Origin of the sequence: Paenibacillus sp. CFBP13512 (assembly GCF_005233705.1) — a bacterium.
GTDB classification, from domain to species: Bacteria; Bacillota; Bacilli; order Paenibacillales; family Paenibacillaceae; genus Saccharibacillus; species Saccharibacillus nuruki.
The window spans coordinates 1-16,450 of record NZ_QGAD01000010.1 but is presented as its reverse complement, the minus strand read 5'-3'; the positions used below and the strand labels follow the sequence as shown (position 1 = coordinate 16,450).

Annotated in this window: 13 protein-coding genes; 3 read left to right on the top strand and 10 right to left on the bottom strand. The window is 38.7% G+C overall.

The window, feature by feature from the left end:
• Window positions 1-29: 29 nt before the first annotated feature.
• Together PaeCFBP13512_RS15000 and PaeCFBP13512_RS14995 are read right to left on the bottom strand one after the other, a co-directional pair.
• Window positions 30-896, bottom strand: coding sequence for a VOC family protein (locus tag PaeCFBP13512_RS15000; protein ID WP_137224141.1), 867 nt, complete (start codon window positions 894-896; stop codon window positions 30-32).
• A 168-nt stretch (window positions 897-1,064) separates the two neighbouring features.
• Complete coding sequence (locus PaeCFBP13512_RS14995; RefSeq protein WP_137224139.1) at window positions 1,065-1,994, bottom strand: cellulose binding domain-containing protein; 930 nt, start codon at window positions 1,992-1,994, stop codon at window positions 1,065-1,067.
• A 379-nt stretch (window positions 1,995-2,373) separates the two neighbouring features.
• On the opposite strand from PaeCFBP13512_RS14995, the gene PaeCFBP13512_RS14990 reads away from it, so the two are divergent.
• Together PaeCFBP13512_RS14990 and mprF are read left to right on the top strand one after the other, a co-directional pair.
• Entirely contained in the window at window positions 2,374-4,017 is a 1,644-nt protein-coding gene (locus tag PaeCFBP13512_RS14990) for a multicopper oxidase family protein (protein ID WP_161594280.1), read from the top strand.
• A 341-nt stretch (window positions 4,018-4,358) separates the two neighbouring features.
• On the top strand, window positions 4,359-7,004 hold the full coding sequence (gene mprF / locus PaeCFBP13512_RS14985) for a bifunctional lysylphosphatidylglycerol flippase/synthetase MprF (RefSeq protein WP_069328216.1): 2,646 nt from the start codon (window positions 4,359-4,361) through the stop codon (window positions 7,002-7,004).
• A 114-nt stretch (window positions 7,005-7,118) separates the two neighbouring features.
• On the opposite strand, the gene PaeCFBP13512_RS14980 is transcribed toward mprF, so the two are convergent.
• Window positions 7,119-7,673 carry a hypothetical protein gene (locus PaeCFBP13512_RS14980; RefSeq protein WP_137224135.1) on the bottom strand — a complete coding sequence of 185 codons (555 nt, stop codon included), beginning with the start codon at window positions 7,671-7,673 and terminating at the stop codon, window positions 7,119-7,121.
• Between the two features lie 216 nt (window positions 7,674-7,889).
• Window positions 7,890-8,468: a hypothetical protein gene (locus PaeCFBP13512_RS14975; RefSeq protein WP_137224133.1), complete on the bottom strand. Its 579-nt coding sequence runs from the start codon at window positions 8,466-8,468 to the stop codon at window positions 7,890-7,892.
• Between the two features lie 376 nt (window positions 8,469-8,844).
• Between PaeCFBP13512_RS14975 and PaeCFBP13512_RS14970 the strand changes: the two genes are divergently transcribed.
• Entirely contained in the window at window positions 8,845-9,189 is a 345-nt protein-coding gene (locus PaeCFBP13512_RS14970) for a DUF3243 domain-containing protein (RefSeq protein WP_069328213.1), read from the top strand.
• 110 nt (window positions 9,190-9,299) lie between these two features.
• Here the strand turns inward: PaeCFBP13512_RS14970 and PaeCFBP13512_RS14965 are convergent, their stop codons facing one another.
• From PaeCFBP13512_RS14965 to PaeCFBP13512_RS14940, 6 genes are all read right to left on the bottom strand, one after another.
• Window positions 9,300-9,908 (bottom strand): undecaprenyl-diphosphatase, encoded by a 609-nt coding sequence (locus PaeCFBP13512_RS14965; RefSeq protein ID WP_069328212.1) that lies wholly within the window; start codon window positions 9,906-9,908, stop codon window positions 9,300-9,302.
• A gap of 154 nt (window positions 9,909-10,062) precedes the next feature.
• Window positions 10,063-11,385: an amidohydrolase gene (locus tag PaeCFBP13512_RS14960; RefSeq protein ID WP_137224131.1), complete on the bottom strand. Its 1,323-nt coding sequence runs from the start codon at window positions 11,383-11,385 to the stop codon at window positions 10,063-10,065.
• A gap of 221 nt (window positions 11,386-11,606) precedes the next feature.
• Window positions 11,607-12,245, bottom strand: coding sequence for a DUF1906 domain-containing protein (locus PaeCFBP13512_RS14955; RefSeq protein WP_069328210.1), 639 nt, complete (start codon window positions 12,243-12,245; stop codon window positions 11,607-11,609).
• 134 nt (window positions 12,246-12,379) lie between these two features.
• Window positions 12,380-13,588 carry a threonine synthase gene (locus PaeCFBP13512_RS14950; protein ID WP_137224336.1) on the bottom strand — a complete coding sequence of 403 codons (1,209 nt, stop codon included), beginning with the start codon at window positions 13,586-13,588 and terminating at the stop codon, window positions 12,380-12,382.
• A 109-nt stretch (window positions 13,589-13,697) separates the two neighbouring features.
• A complete protein-coding gene (locus PaeCFBP13512_RS14945) occupies window positions 13,698-15,017 on the bottom strand; it encodes a response regulator transcription factor (RefSeq protein ID WP_137224129.1) in 1,320 nt (439 codons plus the stop codon).
• 230 nt (window positions 15,018-15,247) lie between these two features.
• A complete protein-coding gene (locus tag PaeCFBP13512_RS14940; RefSeq protein ID WP_137224127.1) occupies window positions 15,248-16,303 on the bottom strand; it encodes an NAD(P)/FAD-dependent oxidoreductase in 1,056 nt (351 codons plus the stop codon).
• Window positions 16,304-16,450: the final 147 nt, after the last annotated feature.

The window sequence follows — 16,450 nt, the reverse complement described above, 5'->3', positions numbered from 1 at the left end:
CACATCTTGTAATTGAATACATAGTTGATTTAAGAAGCATCACTATAAAAACGAACTTGAATATGAGAAGGATCGGTTAACCACAATTGTCCTTCTTTTTCTTCAACAGGAATACCGGCTGCTCGGGCACGATGAGCGACTTCTTGAATTGAAGCTTGATCTGGCATTTTCAAAGTATAATAGCTTATGCCTACTGCATCCGCTGGAGCTACAGGAGCACCTACACCTGCCCATACATTCAGACCAAGATGATGATGGTATCCACCCGCTGAGATAAACAGCACACTACGATCATCGGTAAGGACAATTTCAAATCCTAAGATATCTACATAAAATTGACGAGCCGCTGCTAATGTAGGTACATGGAAATGAACATGCCCAATAATAGTGCCTGCTGGAAGCCCTGTCCATTCTTTACCTTCAGCTAATGCTAATAATCCATCAACATCGACAGGATCTGTTGCCATAATATATTGCCCGCGCTCATCTTTTTGCCATGTAGAACGAGGACGATCGGCGTAAATTTCAATCCCATTGTTATCTGGATCATACAAATATAAAGCTTCGCTTACTAAGTGATCTCCTTGCCCAATCTGTTGATTACGAACTGCAAGATTACGAAGAACCAATCCCAAGCTTGTACGATCAGGAACCAGAATAGCAAAATGGTACAGACCCGCCACCGATTGGCGTGGTAAAATTTTAGCATTTTCAATTTCTTCTAGTTGAAGCAGTACTGTATGTCCATCGGCAGTTAAATCTGCTGTTTTATGATCTTGGCGTAATATTTTAAGTCCAATAACCTCGGTATAATACGTTAATGAACGTTCTAATTGACTGATACGAAGCTTAACAAGTCCGATTTGAAGTGCTGGACTAATCACGGAAGTATTCATAGGAAAGTCCCTTTCTTTTCTTTAGTTATTTTATATAAGTATATTACCATTTAGAAAGTAACTATGCAAGTATAAGTTAATATCAATCACGTATGTAGTTGAAATTTTATTATATGGTAAAGCAAAAAAAGTGATCTTTAAAAGATCACTTTTTGCACCAGCACGATATTAGTTATTTAGATCAGGTTCTGTTCCCCATACAAGATCACCTTGATAGTATACAGCTACTTTATTCCATTCTGTTAATTCGGAGCTGTTATTGTAGGAATAATCATTGTCTTGAGAAGTGCCACTTTGATTTTTTTGAATAGTAAAAGTCATTGGGCCTGTTTCGTCACCTGCTCTGATAATTCCCGCTTCAGCATTAAATAGCAATTCAAGGTAACTGTCTGCTTGTTTGTATGTTTTCTCTAAGCTAACAAAGTTAGGTTCAATATTGCGAGAACCAAAACTGATATTACCTGCGGAGAAGTTTTTAGCTGTTAATTCTTTTCCACCATTGAAATAGTAACGAACACGAATATCGCTCAAGTTTACAGGTGTACCGCTTGTATTCATAATGTTGAATGTAGGTTGAATCACGCTACTGTTCGTACCTGCTGTTGTTCCTGATTTGTATTGCAACACGATCGAGTCTTTCACATTTCCGGATAATTCCATTGGTGTAGCGATCACAGGCATCGACATTTGACTCACCTGTCCATCACCATACACAGCATTAACTACATAACCATAAATTTGACCGTTTGTTACGGAAGTATCCATATACACTGCATCCGTTACACCTGTTGTCAAAACAGTCGTTTCATTCGCTTTTACACTATCATATGTGTTATTGATTACATTATAACGTCTAACGTCATAACTTTTGGCATTATCTATAGGTGCCCACGTTAATACCACTTGTTCAGAACCTGCACGAGCATTTACATCAGAAGGTGCTGCTGGAGCAGAAGGCATATCCCAGTTAATATCATTTTTAACGACATTGCTTTCGATCGCTGCATGAGCGCTTGGCGCTACCAAAAAACTACCTGCTGTTGTACCTAAAATCGTAGCCGCTAATAGAAGTGAAGCTTTTTTAGATTTGTTGATCATGAATCGTATACCTCCGTTATTGTTATGGTTAGATCATATGTGCTCTTCAATCCATTCATGGGGTCTTGCATTAAGTATTCGGCTCTTCGCTTCTATGTGGTACTGATGATCGATCCTCCTTTTCGGCAAAATAACTGCATACATTGTCAATATGAAGCTTCTAACAGCTTCTAACAACAGAGCCTCGTGAATGATTATTAAACAGTAAGTAATGCGTTTAAACACATTATTCAACAAAAAGTAACATTTTTGTCACCCACCATTATTTGCTATCCACAGATCAATCGTCAAGAAAATGACAATTCCTTTTTGAAATATGGAAGTTAAAAAAAGGCATAATAGAATAGAACAATCTTACATTAGTAGAGGAGAATATACATTGAATCGATTATGGCTCTATTTGTCTTCCACAACTATCAAAACATCTTTAAGCTTGACTTATCTTCTTATGATTCTTCTTATCGCAGGTTGTAGTTCTACAGCACAACCAACGACTACTCCACCGAATTCATCTACTTCAAACGCACAACATGAAGAGCATTCTATGTCGATGGATCATATAGGTACAACAGCATCTGCTCCAGAAGGCAGTACAACAGAGCGTCCAGCGAAGATAACTACACCACCTTCTATTATTCAAAATAATCAAATCAATCTAGTCGCTCAAACGTCTTATTTGGAAATCGAAAAGGGTAAATATTTGCCTGTATGGACATTCAATAATTCGGTTCCTGGCCCGCAAGTAGAAGTTACCGAAGGCGATACCGTAACGATTCATTTGAAAAATCAATTAAAAGTGCCCATTGCTCTTCATTTTCATGGTGTTGTTTTGCCTAATGAAATGGACGGTGTACCTGGCATGACTCAAGATGCGATCCAACCGGGGGCAAGCTTCACCTATACATTCAAGGCCAATCAAGCAGGAACGTACTGGTACCATTCCCATCAAGATAGCTTGAATCAGATTGGTAAAGGATTATATGGCTCCTTTATTGTGAAAAAGAAACAGGATACCGTCTCTTCTGATCACACACTGGTAATAGATGAGTGGTCAGACCCTCATACCACTGTTCCTGAGAGTGAAAGCAATACATTAGCTATAAACAGTAATATGGGTGCTTATAATCTCTATACGGTAAATGGACGCAGCCGAGATTCGATAGAACCTATCGTTGTTCATCAAGGAGACCGCATACGTTTACGCTTGGTTCATGCTGGTAATATGACACAGACTTTATATATTCATTCGGATGCTTATCGTGTGACATCGACCGATGGACATGATATCAATCGACCTCAGACGCTAAGTAACGGCTTACTGGTGATTGCTCCGGGAGAACGGTATGATATCGAATTTACAGCGGATACGACAGGCATACAATGGATCGGTATGGTCGGAGATTCTTCATTTGCCCAATCGGTTCGTATTCCTATTGTGATTGAACCCAAAGGATCTAAACGTACGCTAACAGAAATAACTAAGAAGATAACTTCATATCAAGCACAAATGACTTCTATACCATCAGACCATCAACAGCCTCTTGATCTAACGACTTATGGTCAACCGACAACAAGTGAATTTGGATTGAAGTCTGTGTTTGATCGTGAATATACGTTAGATTTGGATATGGGTGTGATTGATGGTAAAATGTCCTATACGATTAATCAAGAAGCTTACCCACAAGTGAGTCAACTCAAAGTCCAAACCGGTGATGCTGTTAAAATCACACTGATAAATGAGTCCAAAAATGAAGATCATCCGATGCATCTACATGGACACTCTTTTGAAGTTTTATCCAAAAACGGACAAGCTTTATCTGGTTCACCGATCTGGAAGGATACCATTAATGTGCGACCTGGTGACACTTATGTCATTGCTTTTCGTGCGGATAATCCGGGGATGTGGATGGTACATTGCCATGAATTGCACCATGCTTCTATGGGCATGATGACTGATGTCATCTATGAAGATTATCAAACCAAGTATCATCCTGATCCTGAAGCTGGTAATATTTCAGAGTGAAAAGCTTGATCTGATTCTCATATTCGTTACATTAGTGTAAATAAAATCATAAAAGAATTGTTTATTATAGTTATATTCTGCCCTTGTAGTAGATAGTGAGAACATGTTCATCATTGTATGAACCTTACACTTCAACTAGAAGGGATTTTTTATTCCATTTATGTTGAAATATACAAATGATTGCTAGAACGATCTCAAAATGTGTTTTACACATACCGATGTAGTATGATAGGTAGGGATATTAAGCTATACATCATTTGGCAAAGAATACTATATGAATAAATATGCTGTACTAAAAAATAATAAGTTCAATCTGTCTAAAAGGTGGAGTCGACGAGACAATGAGAGAATCGCTTCGAAAGCTTAAAATTTTACAACTATTCACAGCGTTATACCGCGCTAAAATTATTAGGATACTGATTCCTGTAGCTATTTTGGCCATTATTTTTGTATATGGAAGACATGAGATTCAGAATATTAACTTAGCCAAAATTATTCATGAATTACGAATGATGCCTGTTCATATCGTTATTCAATTAATCATTGCTTCTTTTATCGCTGTATCGGCAATGAGTACTTATGATTATTTACTACGCAAGCAATTTAAGCTCGATGTCAATTGGAAAACAACATACCGCTATGCATGGATTGCCAATACATTTAACAATATGATTGGATTCGCAGGTCTTACAGGCGTAGGGTTACGTACATTGCTGTATAAGAAAAGTGGCGTACCTATGAAAACGATGGGCGCAGCAGTCTTATTCTTATCCCCTATCGTTCTCGTTGGATTATCTTTACTGGGCTGTTTGACATTAATCGGCGTTTTTCCGGTTGAACCTATTTTCCAGCAACATCCATGGCTTCGATTTGGAGTATGGGGAGTTTCATTGTATTTCCCTTTCTTTTTATTGATGCAACGTTCTTCATTATTTGCTAAATGGTTTCACAAAGGCGAGGGTAAATTACCGTGGAAAGTAATTGCCGCTTCGATCGGTTCTTCGGTTCTAGAATGGGCTTGTGCAGGTACATTGTTCTGGCTATTCGCTTTTTACGACCTGAATCATTTGCCATTTGCTCCTGTATTCGGTGTCTATATTGTAGCGGCGATTGCAGGGATTATCAGTATGGCTCCAGGTGGTATCGGAGCATTCGATCTAATTGCACTACTTGGCTTACACACATTAGGTGTTGATCCATCTCGCGCACTTACCATTTTGTTATTGTTCCGTATTTTCTATTTTGTTGTTCCATGGTTAATCGGTCTGGTCTTGGCTGCTTTTGAAATGAGCCCGAGCAGTAAGCAAATGCGTGAAATGCTGACAACCAGTCTCGATGCTTCTCGTAACACATGGGTTAAATTCTGGGGATGGCCTTCTCAGTTCGGATTGCTTAGCGATCTAGGTGCATGGGCATTAGGCAAATTAGTCTTTGCCAGTGGTGTAATATTACTATTATCTGCGGCAACACCGGGTCTGATCGACCGTTTGCGTTTTATGGAACATTTGTTATCTTTACCGCTTATGCGTTTCTCAGAACAATTATCCGTTATCATCGGTATTATGCTTATTATTGTTTCTAGAGGGATTTCACTTCGTATCCGGCGTGCTTACTTGTTAACAGGGGCGTTATTGTTAACCGGAGCTATTTTCACATTTGCCAAAGGATTCGATTACGAAGAAGCGATTATTTTGCTAATTGTAGCTTTAGTGCTATGGGTGTCACGTGCCCGCTTTAACCGTGAAAGTACAAGTATGTCTGCACGCAGTATCTGGATATGGGCATTTCTTGCTTTCATCTCAGCATTATCGTATTACGTGATTGGAACTCATATTCATCCTGCTATTTTGCGTCATTTACCGTTACGTGCTCAACACTGGTTTTTAGATCCACATGAATATGCGGTAACCGCGGTGATCGGATTTATTGGTGCTTTGATTCTGATCGCATCGATCTTTACCCTTCGTCCACATCGGTACACCGGCGTTCGTCCAGACGAAGCTCAGATTGAGAAATTTACTGACTTTATTGCTAAAGAAGATGGGAATTTACTGACACATCTACTCTATCTTGGTGATAAAAACTTCTACTGGGCACAAAATGATCAAATTCTCATTCCGTACTCCCGTGTGCGTGATAAATTAATTGTGCTTGGTGATCCGATTGGTAATAAAAGTCTGGTCGGCGCAGCCATTCAAGAATTTCAGAGTTATGCCGATCATTATGCATTAACAGTGGTCTTTTATCAGGCAGCTCCTGAATATCTTTCGATCTATCATGAAAATGGGTATAACTTCTTCAAGCTTGGTGAAGAAGCACTTGTTCCATTAGCGACCTTTACGTTAACAGGGAAAAGCAATCAAAACTTACGAACCGCCAAAAACAAATCAGATCGTGAAGGACAGACATTCGAAGTACTGTCTCCTCCCTATCATGCTGATCTGTTAGCAGAACTACGTCAGATTTCTAATGAATGGTTAGGCGATCGTAAAGAAAAAGCGTATTCTTTAGGATGGTTCAATGAACCGTATATCCAGCGTTCTCCTTTGGCTCTATTGCGTAATGCTGAAGGTCAGATTCTAGCTTTTGCAACACTGGCTCCTGCTTACGATCAGAATAAAGTCATCTCTATTGATCTGATGCGTCATTTGAACGATACACCGAACGGTACCATGGATGTATTATTTGTACGCTTGATCGAATGGGCCAAAGAACAAGGATATTCGTATTTCAATCTAGGCATGTCTCCACTTTCGAGTGTAGGTGAAAATCAAAATGCACACCGTGAAGAAAAACTAGCGCGTCTGGTCTTCCAATATGGTGGACATTGGTATGGATTTGAAGGATTACGTCGTTATAAAGAAAAATTCTCACCGGAATGGCAAGCGAGATACTTAGCTTATCCAGCAGGTATGGCGCTCCCTATCCTTACCCTTGATCTGGTTCGACTGGTATCACGCCGTCCTGAACAAGCAGAACCTGTATAATAGTAGATATTTTTTATAGAATTACTTTTGAAATGCATTGTACAAAAAAAGCTCCGAACTCACCATATGGCGGGTTCGGAGCTTTTTGTATACTGTGGTATCGATAGGACTCTCTTATTTAGCTTCTTGTAGCTTAGTGATTGTCATAGATTTGATTGTATCGTCACCAGGAATAGCTTTTTCTGTATACTGGAAGCTAACTTTTGCTTCTTCTTTCAAGCTTCCTGCAACAGTTTGAGCTTCATCGCTCAATTGAAATACCATAGGTTGACCATCTACCATAATCTCAGCAGAATGTTCGTCTGCAAGTCCTGTAAATGTACCTGTAGCACTTTTCGTTTCAGCTTCAGTGGAATGGGTTGTCGTATCTGTAGATTCGTTGTTATCATCTGCTTCTACGCTTTCCTCAGTCGTTCCAGCTGTATTGTCATCAGTAGCCTCATTGTTGTCTTCTACACTTTCAGATGAAGAGTCATCTGTAGTCCCTGTAGCTGGTGGTGTTACCTCTGTACTTGTGTTCGTGTCTGTTGTTCCAGTGCTACCATTTTCAGCAGGAGCTGTTGCTGGTTGCTCCTTATTGCCACATGCTGCCAACATTAGAATGCCGACTAACAAGATTAATGCAAATGGAGTCCGTTTCAGTAGTAATTGAATATTTCGTTGCATCATAAATGCACCTCCTCAAGTAGTGTAACGCATAACTGTGGCAAAAGTTGCAAACGATCACCTATTCAGCATTAAAGCGTATATAAAGATCATACCAGATTGATACGGCTCCGCAAAATTTATGTGATTTGGCTAGGTATAGAAAAGGGACTGCTTCACTGGTCTATAATTGCGCCAGTACAACAGTCCCTTGAAGATTAATCTTGATGTCACAGCGTATTAAGGAATAAACTGCTGTACGATTTTGGTCACTTGTCCATCTTTTACCGTGATATGATAAGGAAACGAAGTAGGATCAAGTAGATCAGGTTTTTGGAAAATGGCATTCAGCTTCTGAATACTTACAGGCTCATCCCAATTGGTATCAATATCTTGCCATTGACCTGTATGATCGTAAATTTGCATCAATACTTTAGGATTGGCTGCTACAGCGTAATGATATGTTTTTGTATCCTCATTTGTAATATAATAACCATCCGGTGCTCCGTCTATCCCACTATTCGGATTTTCTTTATTAAATTCAACATTAGCTGCTTCTCCTGTATACCAGTTGATTGGATCTACAGTAAGCTCATAATGACTTGCATTGGTATCACGTTCAATCTTGTTGATAAAGACTGTGTATGTACCGTCAGCAGGTACATTCGCTTTTGGTGTATACGTATCTGCATATACACTCTGTGTAACTGTGGCCGCTTCAGCTGTGACCGTTCCTGAAGTCTGAGTCATGCTTCCAGAAGTCAAGAGGATCAATGAAGCAGCTCCTGCACCAAAAATACCCATCATTGTTTTAAACATCGCTTCATCTCTCCTTAAAATGGTCGGTCAGCTCAATAGACCGCCAACAATTATGTGTTGGTAACTCGTTAACCGGGTGTAGCCTTTATTACCCGTAATTAGTACTCACAGAATCATGTAACTTTTTTCCAATTATACGTGGATACACATGTTCGATCTTGTGTGTACTTGTCGGATTGGCTTGTTTCTATATTCAGTATACTTCACTATTTCTATTCAAAAGTTGCAATAAAGTTAAAAGTGATTAACAAAATTAATACCTTGTCCTAATACCTGAGAGTAATGATTCAAAAGAAGTTTATCGTAAGCAGATTAGAAAAATCGAATCAGGTTATATATATCGTAGTACACCACAAACAACGAGGAGGAATTCATAATGTCAGAAGAATCACATATCGTGAAAAAAGACGGCGAAATTGCAACAGGACAGGTGGAAACTACACTAAATCGTTTGAGTGATGATCAGAAAGATGATATTTTAAGCAACTTTGAATCGTTCAAATCTTATTTGGGCAAACGTATTCAATTGGGCGAATCTATCGGATTAGGCGAAGAAAAATTAGCCAAAATCGCACAAAAAGTAGCTGATTATCTAGCCGCTCATGAAGAACCACGTAATCGTGAAGAGAAATTGCTATATGAATTGTGGAAAGTAGGCGACGAAGACCAACGTCACAAGCTAGCTCATTTGTTGGTGCGTATGGTTCAAGCCGATAAATAAAACAATTTGTCATTTATAGATTAAATTATAGATCAAAAAATCTGCTTCTGATCAGAAATGTCTGAAACTAGACACCGTGATCTCAAGCAGATTTTTTTGTCTTTATTCTTTTATAAACGATTGCGATAGCCTGGTTTGCGCCACACTTTGCTTTCAACTTGTTCATAATGATAAATTCCTAATTCCATTAAGCTTTTGGCGAGTGATATTCGTGTAAATACTCTATGTACTACAACCGCAATCAACACTCCTAGTAAAGCTCCAGCAAGAACATCTGTAGGATAATGCACACCTGTCCATACTCTAGCAATCGCAATTCCTGAAGCCAGAACCAACCAGATCCAACCATCACGGCGACGGAATAACCAGATCGTCATCGCAATCACAAATGCACCTAAAGCATGATTACTAGGAAAAGAAGCATTTGCTTCATGATGCACCAATTGAAACACTTCATGACTGACAAAGGGTCGATCGCGATAAAATAATTTGCCTAATATCCAACTCATCGTAAATCCGATCATTGCAGATAATAATGCTTGAGTGATCATTCGGCGATTAGCATGGGCACGTGTAAACCAATAAATCAATGCTCCAATCACAAAAAACACTACCGCATACTTTGATAAAAACAACATCAATGGATTGATAAATGAAAATACTTCTGCTCCATCATTAATCCAGCGAAAAGCTTCATAGTCTACTTGTGAAAAATTCAATTGCTGTTCCTCCTTTACATCCCAGCCTAATATTTTAAAGCAATCACCTTCTTTTATCAACTTAGTGTAAAATTAATGTAAAAAGCCACTTTATCTATAGACTAGATAAAGTGGCTTAGATCAGATTGTTCTTACTTTCAAAATCAATTAGAAATTAGATACCTTCTACAATTCGTTTGGTTCGTCTATTGCCCTGACGCATCACTTCTTGCTCATCTAACGTTAATAATTGACGATTTTGCATAAGGATCTTACCATTTACAATCGTAGTATCTACATCTGCTCCATTTACGCTATACGCCAGTAGCGAAACAATATTATGCACGGGTTGCAAATGGGGTCGATTCAGATCAATAAGAATCATATCTGCTTTTTTCCCGACTTCTAATGATCCTGTCTCATGATCTATAGCTAGTAACTTGGCACTTTCAATTGTAGCCATCTGTAAAGACTGATAGGCAGGTAGTACTGTCGGGTCACCATAATCTAACTTTTGGAGCCATGTTGCTGCTTTGATCTCTTGAAACATATCGAGCGTAGTGGCACTTCCTGCTCCATCTGTTCCTAATCCTACGGTTATGCCTTGTTGCTTCATTTCAGTAATCGGAGCGATCCCACATCCTAATTTCAAATTGCTGACTGGATTATGAATAACACCTCCACGCATTCCTTTAAGATATTGAATATCTCGTTTGGTTAAATGAACACTGTGTGCCAACATCACATGTAATTGTTCAAATAACCCTAACTCATACAGATATTGCGTAGGTGTCTGCTGATAACGTTCACGCATCGTTATCACCTCTTCTTTTGTCTCTGCCAGATGAATATGAATCGGCAAGTCATATTGCTTTGCCAAATGCATTACTTCTTGCAAAGGTTCAGGTGGACAGGTGTAAGGCGCATGAGGGCCAAACATCGTTGTAATCCGTCCCTCCGCTTGTCCATGCCAGCTTTCGACCAGTTCTATCGCTTCGCGAATACGTACACCTTGATCATCATCATGAAAAACCAATCCGCGGGTTAATGATGCTCTCATGCCCACTTCATCCACAGCTTGAGCAATCTGATTCATATGCATATACATATCGGCAAAAGTCGTTGTCCCTGAACGAATCATTTCCGCCATTGATAATTGACTCCCCCAATAGATATCTTCTGGTGTCATTCGAGCTTCTGCCGGAAACATTTTCTTTTCCAACCAATCCATTAATTTAAGATCATCTGAAAATCCTTTTAACAAATTCATCGGTGTATGTTGATGAGCATTAATCAAGCCTGGCATCGTGACTTTCCCTGTACCATCAATAACTTGAACATCATCACCTGTAAGTGGTGGAATTATGGACTCTATAGATTGTTGATCTATACGAATCACATGTTCAATCTGATCATTATGAATAACAATATCACCGATAAAAGGGGCTTCCTCCTGATTCATAGTCAAAATAGTTGTGTTACGGATATGGATACGCATAGGTGTACTGCCTCCTGTATAGTGAAGTAATGATTTACTTTTTCACCATACACATTGACGTAACGTTAAGGTCAAGCACAACAAAAAATCTTGCTCTATCTATGACTAAGATAAGAACAAGATTTCATAATTTAATTTAGCGGATTGAGGATTGAATATAGTCGACTTCATTAGAGATCATATGATCCTTATACTCATTATGTTTATACCAGAAGTGGAGCTTAAGCTTCTAATCTAAATCCTCCACCATCACCCTGTGTTTCATTAAAATCGACCGAAAAGCCGATTTCTGTGCCACTGCCTACTTGCTTAATATTCCATTGTTCAAATGTTCTAGAATTGCTCCATCCTGATGATTCAGCTAACCATGTATAGGATATCTCGGGAAAATTTTTGAGGATGTATTCACAAGTGAGTCCTGAACCATACACGCCAATTTTATACTCATTACCTAATGTCTTAAAGGTATCAATCACTTTCTGAAAATAATGATGAATAAATTCACTTAAATCGTTGGGCGACGAATCAAAATCGACTGCAAAATAAATCGTTGAATCTTTAGGTTGTCCAATAGTATGTTTGGCATAATTATAAGCTAATGTAGCATCACTTTCTCCTACTTCTTGTGAGAAATAAGAGACAGACGTGGGATATCCATTTTCCCAGACTGCTACAATATAAAGTCCTGCTTGCGTTATCGCTTGAGCTTCTGTCCGTGTTAGATTTTTGTGAGGATTATTATGATTATAATATCTACCAACAAAATGATAACCGGCTTGCTTTAACTCTAAAGCTCTTTCTTCACATAACGATTCGGTATCTATGCCTTTGTCTGTTGGATGTCCTTCGCCTGGATTCATTGTGATGTATCCCCTTTTCGATTGGATGGTCTACCAAAAACAAAAGTAATTGTATATACAGAGATTGTAACATTTTTCCAGTTAGAGAAGTACATTTATTATAGTATTCAGTGTTGCCCATTACCTTTCATGACTTATATAATAGATTCGCCAATTTCTAATAAAGGAACTTCAATCTGTGCTGTATCCGGATATTTAATACCTGCACCTGTATTTAAAACAACCACCGATTCATCGCTTCCTATCCAACCTTCAGCAGCCAATCGCTTCGCTGCTGCAAAAGTGGCTGCTCCTTCTGGACAGACAAATGTACCTTCACGTTCAGCAATATGTTTTTGCTCTTCCAATAGCTCTTGATCAGAGATGGCTATCGCCATACCGTCTGTCTCATATAAGGCGCGCAATACTAGAAAATCTCCAAGTGCTTTGGGAACATTAATACCAAAAGCAACGGTGGTCGATTGCTCCCAGAATTCAGAGCGCTCTTTCTTCTCTTCCCACGCTTTTACAATAGGAGCACACCCTTCGGCTTGAACAGCGACTAAGCGTGGCAACTTACCTGCTAACCAACCGATCTCTTTCAGCTCTTGCAACGCTTTGTAAATACCGATCAATCCTACACCGCCACCGGTTGGATACAAAATAACATCGGGCATCGCCCAGCCCAATTGCTCTGCAATTTCAAATCCCATCGTTTTTTTGCCTTCGATCCGATAAGGTTCTTTGAGTGTAGAAGCATCGTAAATATGATCATGCGTTACTTTTTCAGCGACCATTTTACCCGCATCACTAATCAATCCATTCACTAAATACAACTCTGCACCTGACAAAGCCACTTCTGTTCGAGTAATAGATGGTGCATCTTGAGGCATGACTATCGTCGCTTTGATGCCTGCCCGAGCAGCATACAGCGCCCATGCAGCTCCTGCATTACCATTGGTTGGCATCGCAAAGTGCTGTACGCCTAATTCCTTAGCTTTGGAGATACCGACAGCGGCTCCTCTAGCTTTGAAGCTTCCTGTCGGAATCAGACTTTCATCTTTCATATATAAATGATTCAATCCATACGATTGACCCAATTCAGGCATAGGTAATAAAGGAGTCATTCCTTCCCCTAATGTGATCACATGATCTTCGTGCTGTACAGGTAACAATTCATGATAACGCCAGAGATCATGATTACGCTCTCGAATAGATGATCGCTTCACTTCATTACGAACGAGATCAAGATCATAACGCACCAATAACGGTGAACCACATATGCACAATTGTTGTATCGTACTGACATCATAGGTTTTTTCACATACCGGACATTCCAAATGAGAAACATAGCTGTAGGTCATCATGGATTCCTGCTTCCTGTTATATTTTGCTAATCAATACTACAAATCATAACAGGTCTACATGCCTTTGCCAATTATCCTTACTTGTTAACTTGGTTATGATTATTTGTTAGGCTTGAAGTTGTTTGAACTCACTTGGACTGATTCCGTAATACTTTTTGAAGATTTTACTAAAATGTTCTGGAGATTCATATCCTACTTTTTCTGCGACTTCATAACGGCGTAGATCGGTTTGAAGCAGTAAATTGCGACTTTCTTCCATACGTAACTTAATCACATATTCCCATAGATTAAACCCGGTATCTTTTTTGAATAAATAGCTCAAATAGTTAGGACTCACATGATTCTTTTTAGCTACATCATGAATGGTTAATCCTTTTTGCCCGTAATACTTTTCGATATATTCTTTCACTTGAGATACGATTAGATTGTATGGATTTTTGGATTCGTGTTCTTCAAGTTCATCGCTTTTCCAGTGTATATTTCCATAATAGAAGACATAGTGATCTGGATACTTGGTATGCCATAGTACTGCTCGGTTCGCTTGTACGTTGAGCTGCTTAATAAATGAATATCCTCTCAAAATCTGACTGATCCCAATCACATTCGGAATATGAAGATACTGATCGATATGAGTATGGAGTAGCTGTCCCAATTGATTCAACTGACGAATCTTATCATTCCAACCTTGATTGTAAGAAGCTTCATCCCATTGAATAATAATATTGATCTCACAATCGTCCGTTTCAAAAGTAATACTATTCCACTGATCATGCACGATTTCTACCGCTATATTCATTACTGCATAATTGAGCAAATGTTGATCTTCTAATGTAAGATCTATCTGCCTTGAAGTCAGTGGCTGATAACGAATTTTGAGCATTGCATAATAAGGACCATATAAGCCTAACGATTGATATAACGAATCATCTGACGGTAGATGAGGCTGTGGAGCAAGTAATTGATTTAATTTTAAATGGTTTTGCATCGTATGTCGTTTCATTTGAAAATGATTACACTGCGGTACACTCACTTTTTCAATAGCAGGTCTAGTAATATTTAAATGCAGTAATACTTCGCGTACCGAATCCAAAAATTGTTCTTGATGAAGCGGTTTGATTAGATAATTTTTAACGCCTAAGCGAATAGCTGTCTGTGCGTTTTCAAATGTATTATTTGCAGAGACAACTATTATCTCAATCGACGGTTTGATCATTTTAATCTGTTGCATATAATCAATTCCATTTAAGCCTGCCACTTCAATATCTGTGATTAACAGATCAATCTCATATTCACGAATATAATCCAATCCTTGCGCAAATGTATGTGCTGAGAAAATATGAGACATATTTAACCCGGCATGCCATAACAGTTGACTTAACTTTTCAGTCGTTAACCAGTCATCATCTATCATCAGAATGTTATACAAGTATGTATCCTCCTCAGATATAAGATCTATATTCATATCCATAATATACCAGAAGTTTAAGCGCTTTAACAACTTAAAATTAAAATAAGATTTATAGGAATCAGATTTATCTTCGGATCATCATATGCTTGGACAATTAACTGCAAAAAAGACTAAAGCTTTCGCTTCAGTCTTTGGACAAATAGTGAGTTTTTATTCCCTTTTCTTCGCTTAACTAGACCATTTTTCAACTATACACTTGCATGAACCGATACTTTAGATTCGAGCATTTTATTTTTTTCTGCAAATTTTTTGTTATGTGAAGATACATAAGCTTGTTGGTAGGCTTCAGGTTCTAAGTATTTTTTGGCACTATTAACAGCAGCAGCACCTTCTACAAATGTGCCTGCGATTAAGTATAGTTTATTCGTATATTCAATTAAGTCGCCTGCTGTGAAAATGCCCGGCTGTGTCGTCTGGCGTTTCTCATCAATAATGGGGCGGCCATTTTCATTCACTTCGATCCCCCAACGAAGTAGCGGACTCAGATCACCGATCATTCCATGATTAACGATTACGGCATCCACAGGCAATTGACGAACTTCTCCTGTATCCATATGTGTGATTGTAATCTCATCAATCTGTGTTCCATTGTGACTTTGTACAGCCGTTAAGCCGTATGGTGTTAATACTTCTTTACACGTTTCTTTCATCATCGCTACACTTTTCTCATGTCCACCAAATTCATGACGACGATGTACCACCGTTAGACTTTCAGCAATGGGTTGTAACGCATTTGCCCAATCAACAGCAGAATCTCCACCACCTGAAATGACTACATGTTTACCCGCAAATATATTAAGTTCTTGCACGGTATAATGAAGATTGGTCACTTCATAACGATCTGCACCTTCAATTTCTAACTTACGCATCGTTGGAATACCATGTCCCATCGCCAAAATAATCGTTTGACTATAATGTTGTTCTCCTGTTCCCGCAGTCAGTAACCAATTGCCATCTTCTAAGCGTTCAATATCTGCTATTTTCTGATTTAACACTACAGTAGGTTCAAACGTCATTGCTTGTTGGATCAAGTTTTCGATTAATTGGGCTCCACTTAGTGGCGGCAATCCACCTACATCCCAAATCATTTTCTCAGGATAAATCAAAATTTTTCCGCCTAATTGCGGATTGTATTCGATAATTTTGGTCTTCATATCTCTCATACCACTATAAAAAGCACTATATAATCCTGCGGGTCCGCCGCCAATAATCGTAACATCATACAATTCTAGTTCTTGGTTCAATATGGTCACTCCCCAATCCAATCATGTATTCATTATCTTTTTTAATTGATAATGATTATCATTATAGATTAGAATACCAAGCGTTTCAACATGTTCTCCAAAATAAGTTACATTTTATTATACTTATATTTTATATTCTCTTTTTTT

Bases quoted from the DNA above. Each gene is read 5' to 3' on its own strand.
- PaeCFBP13512_RS15000 (WP_137224141.1), bottom strand. From the start codon at position 896: ATGAATACTTCCGTGATTAGTCCAGCACTTCAAATCGGACTTGTTAAG.
- PaeCFBP13512_RS14995 (WP_137224139.1), bottom strand. From the start codon at position 1,994: ATGATCAACAAATCTAAAAAAGCTTCACTTCTATTAGCGGCTACGATT.
- mprF (WP_069328216.1), top strand. From the start codon at position 4,359: ATGAGAGAATCGCTTCGAAAGCTTAAAATTTTACAACTATTCACAGCG.
- PaeCFBP13512_RS14980 (WP_137224135.1), bottom strand. From the start codon at position 7,673: ATGATGCAACGAAATATTCAATTACTACTGAAACGGACTCCATTTGCA.
- PaeCFBP13512_RS14975 (WP_137224133.1), bottom strand. From the start codon at position 8,468: ATGTTTAAAACAATGATGGGTATTTTTGGTGCAGGAGCTGCTTCATTG.
- PaeCFBP13512_RS14970 (WP_069328213.1), top strand. From the start codon at position 8,845: ATGTCAGAAGAATCACATATCGTGAAAAAAGACGGCGAAATTGCAACA.
- PaeCFBP13512_RS14960 (WP_137224131.1), bottom strand. From the start codon at position 11,385: ATGCGTATCCATATCCGTAACACAACTATTTTGACTATGAATCAGGAG.
- PaeCFBP13512_RS14955 (WP_069328210.1), bottom strand. From the start codon at position 12,245: ATGAATCCAGGCGAAGGACATCCAACAGACAAAGGCATAGATACCGAA.
- PaeCFBP13512_RS14950 (WP_137224336.1), bottom strand. From the start codon at position 13,588: ATGACCTACAGCTATGTTTCTCATTTGGAATGTCCGGTATGTGAAAAA.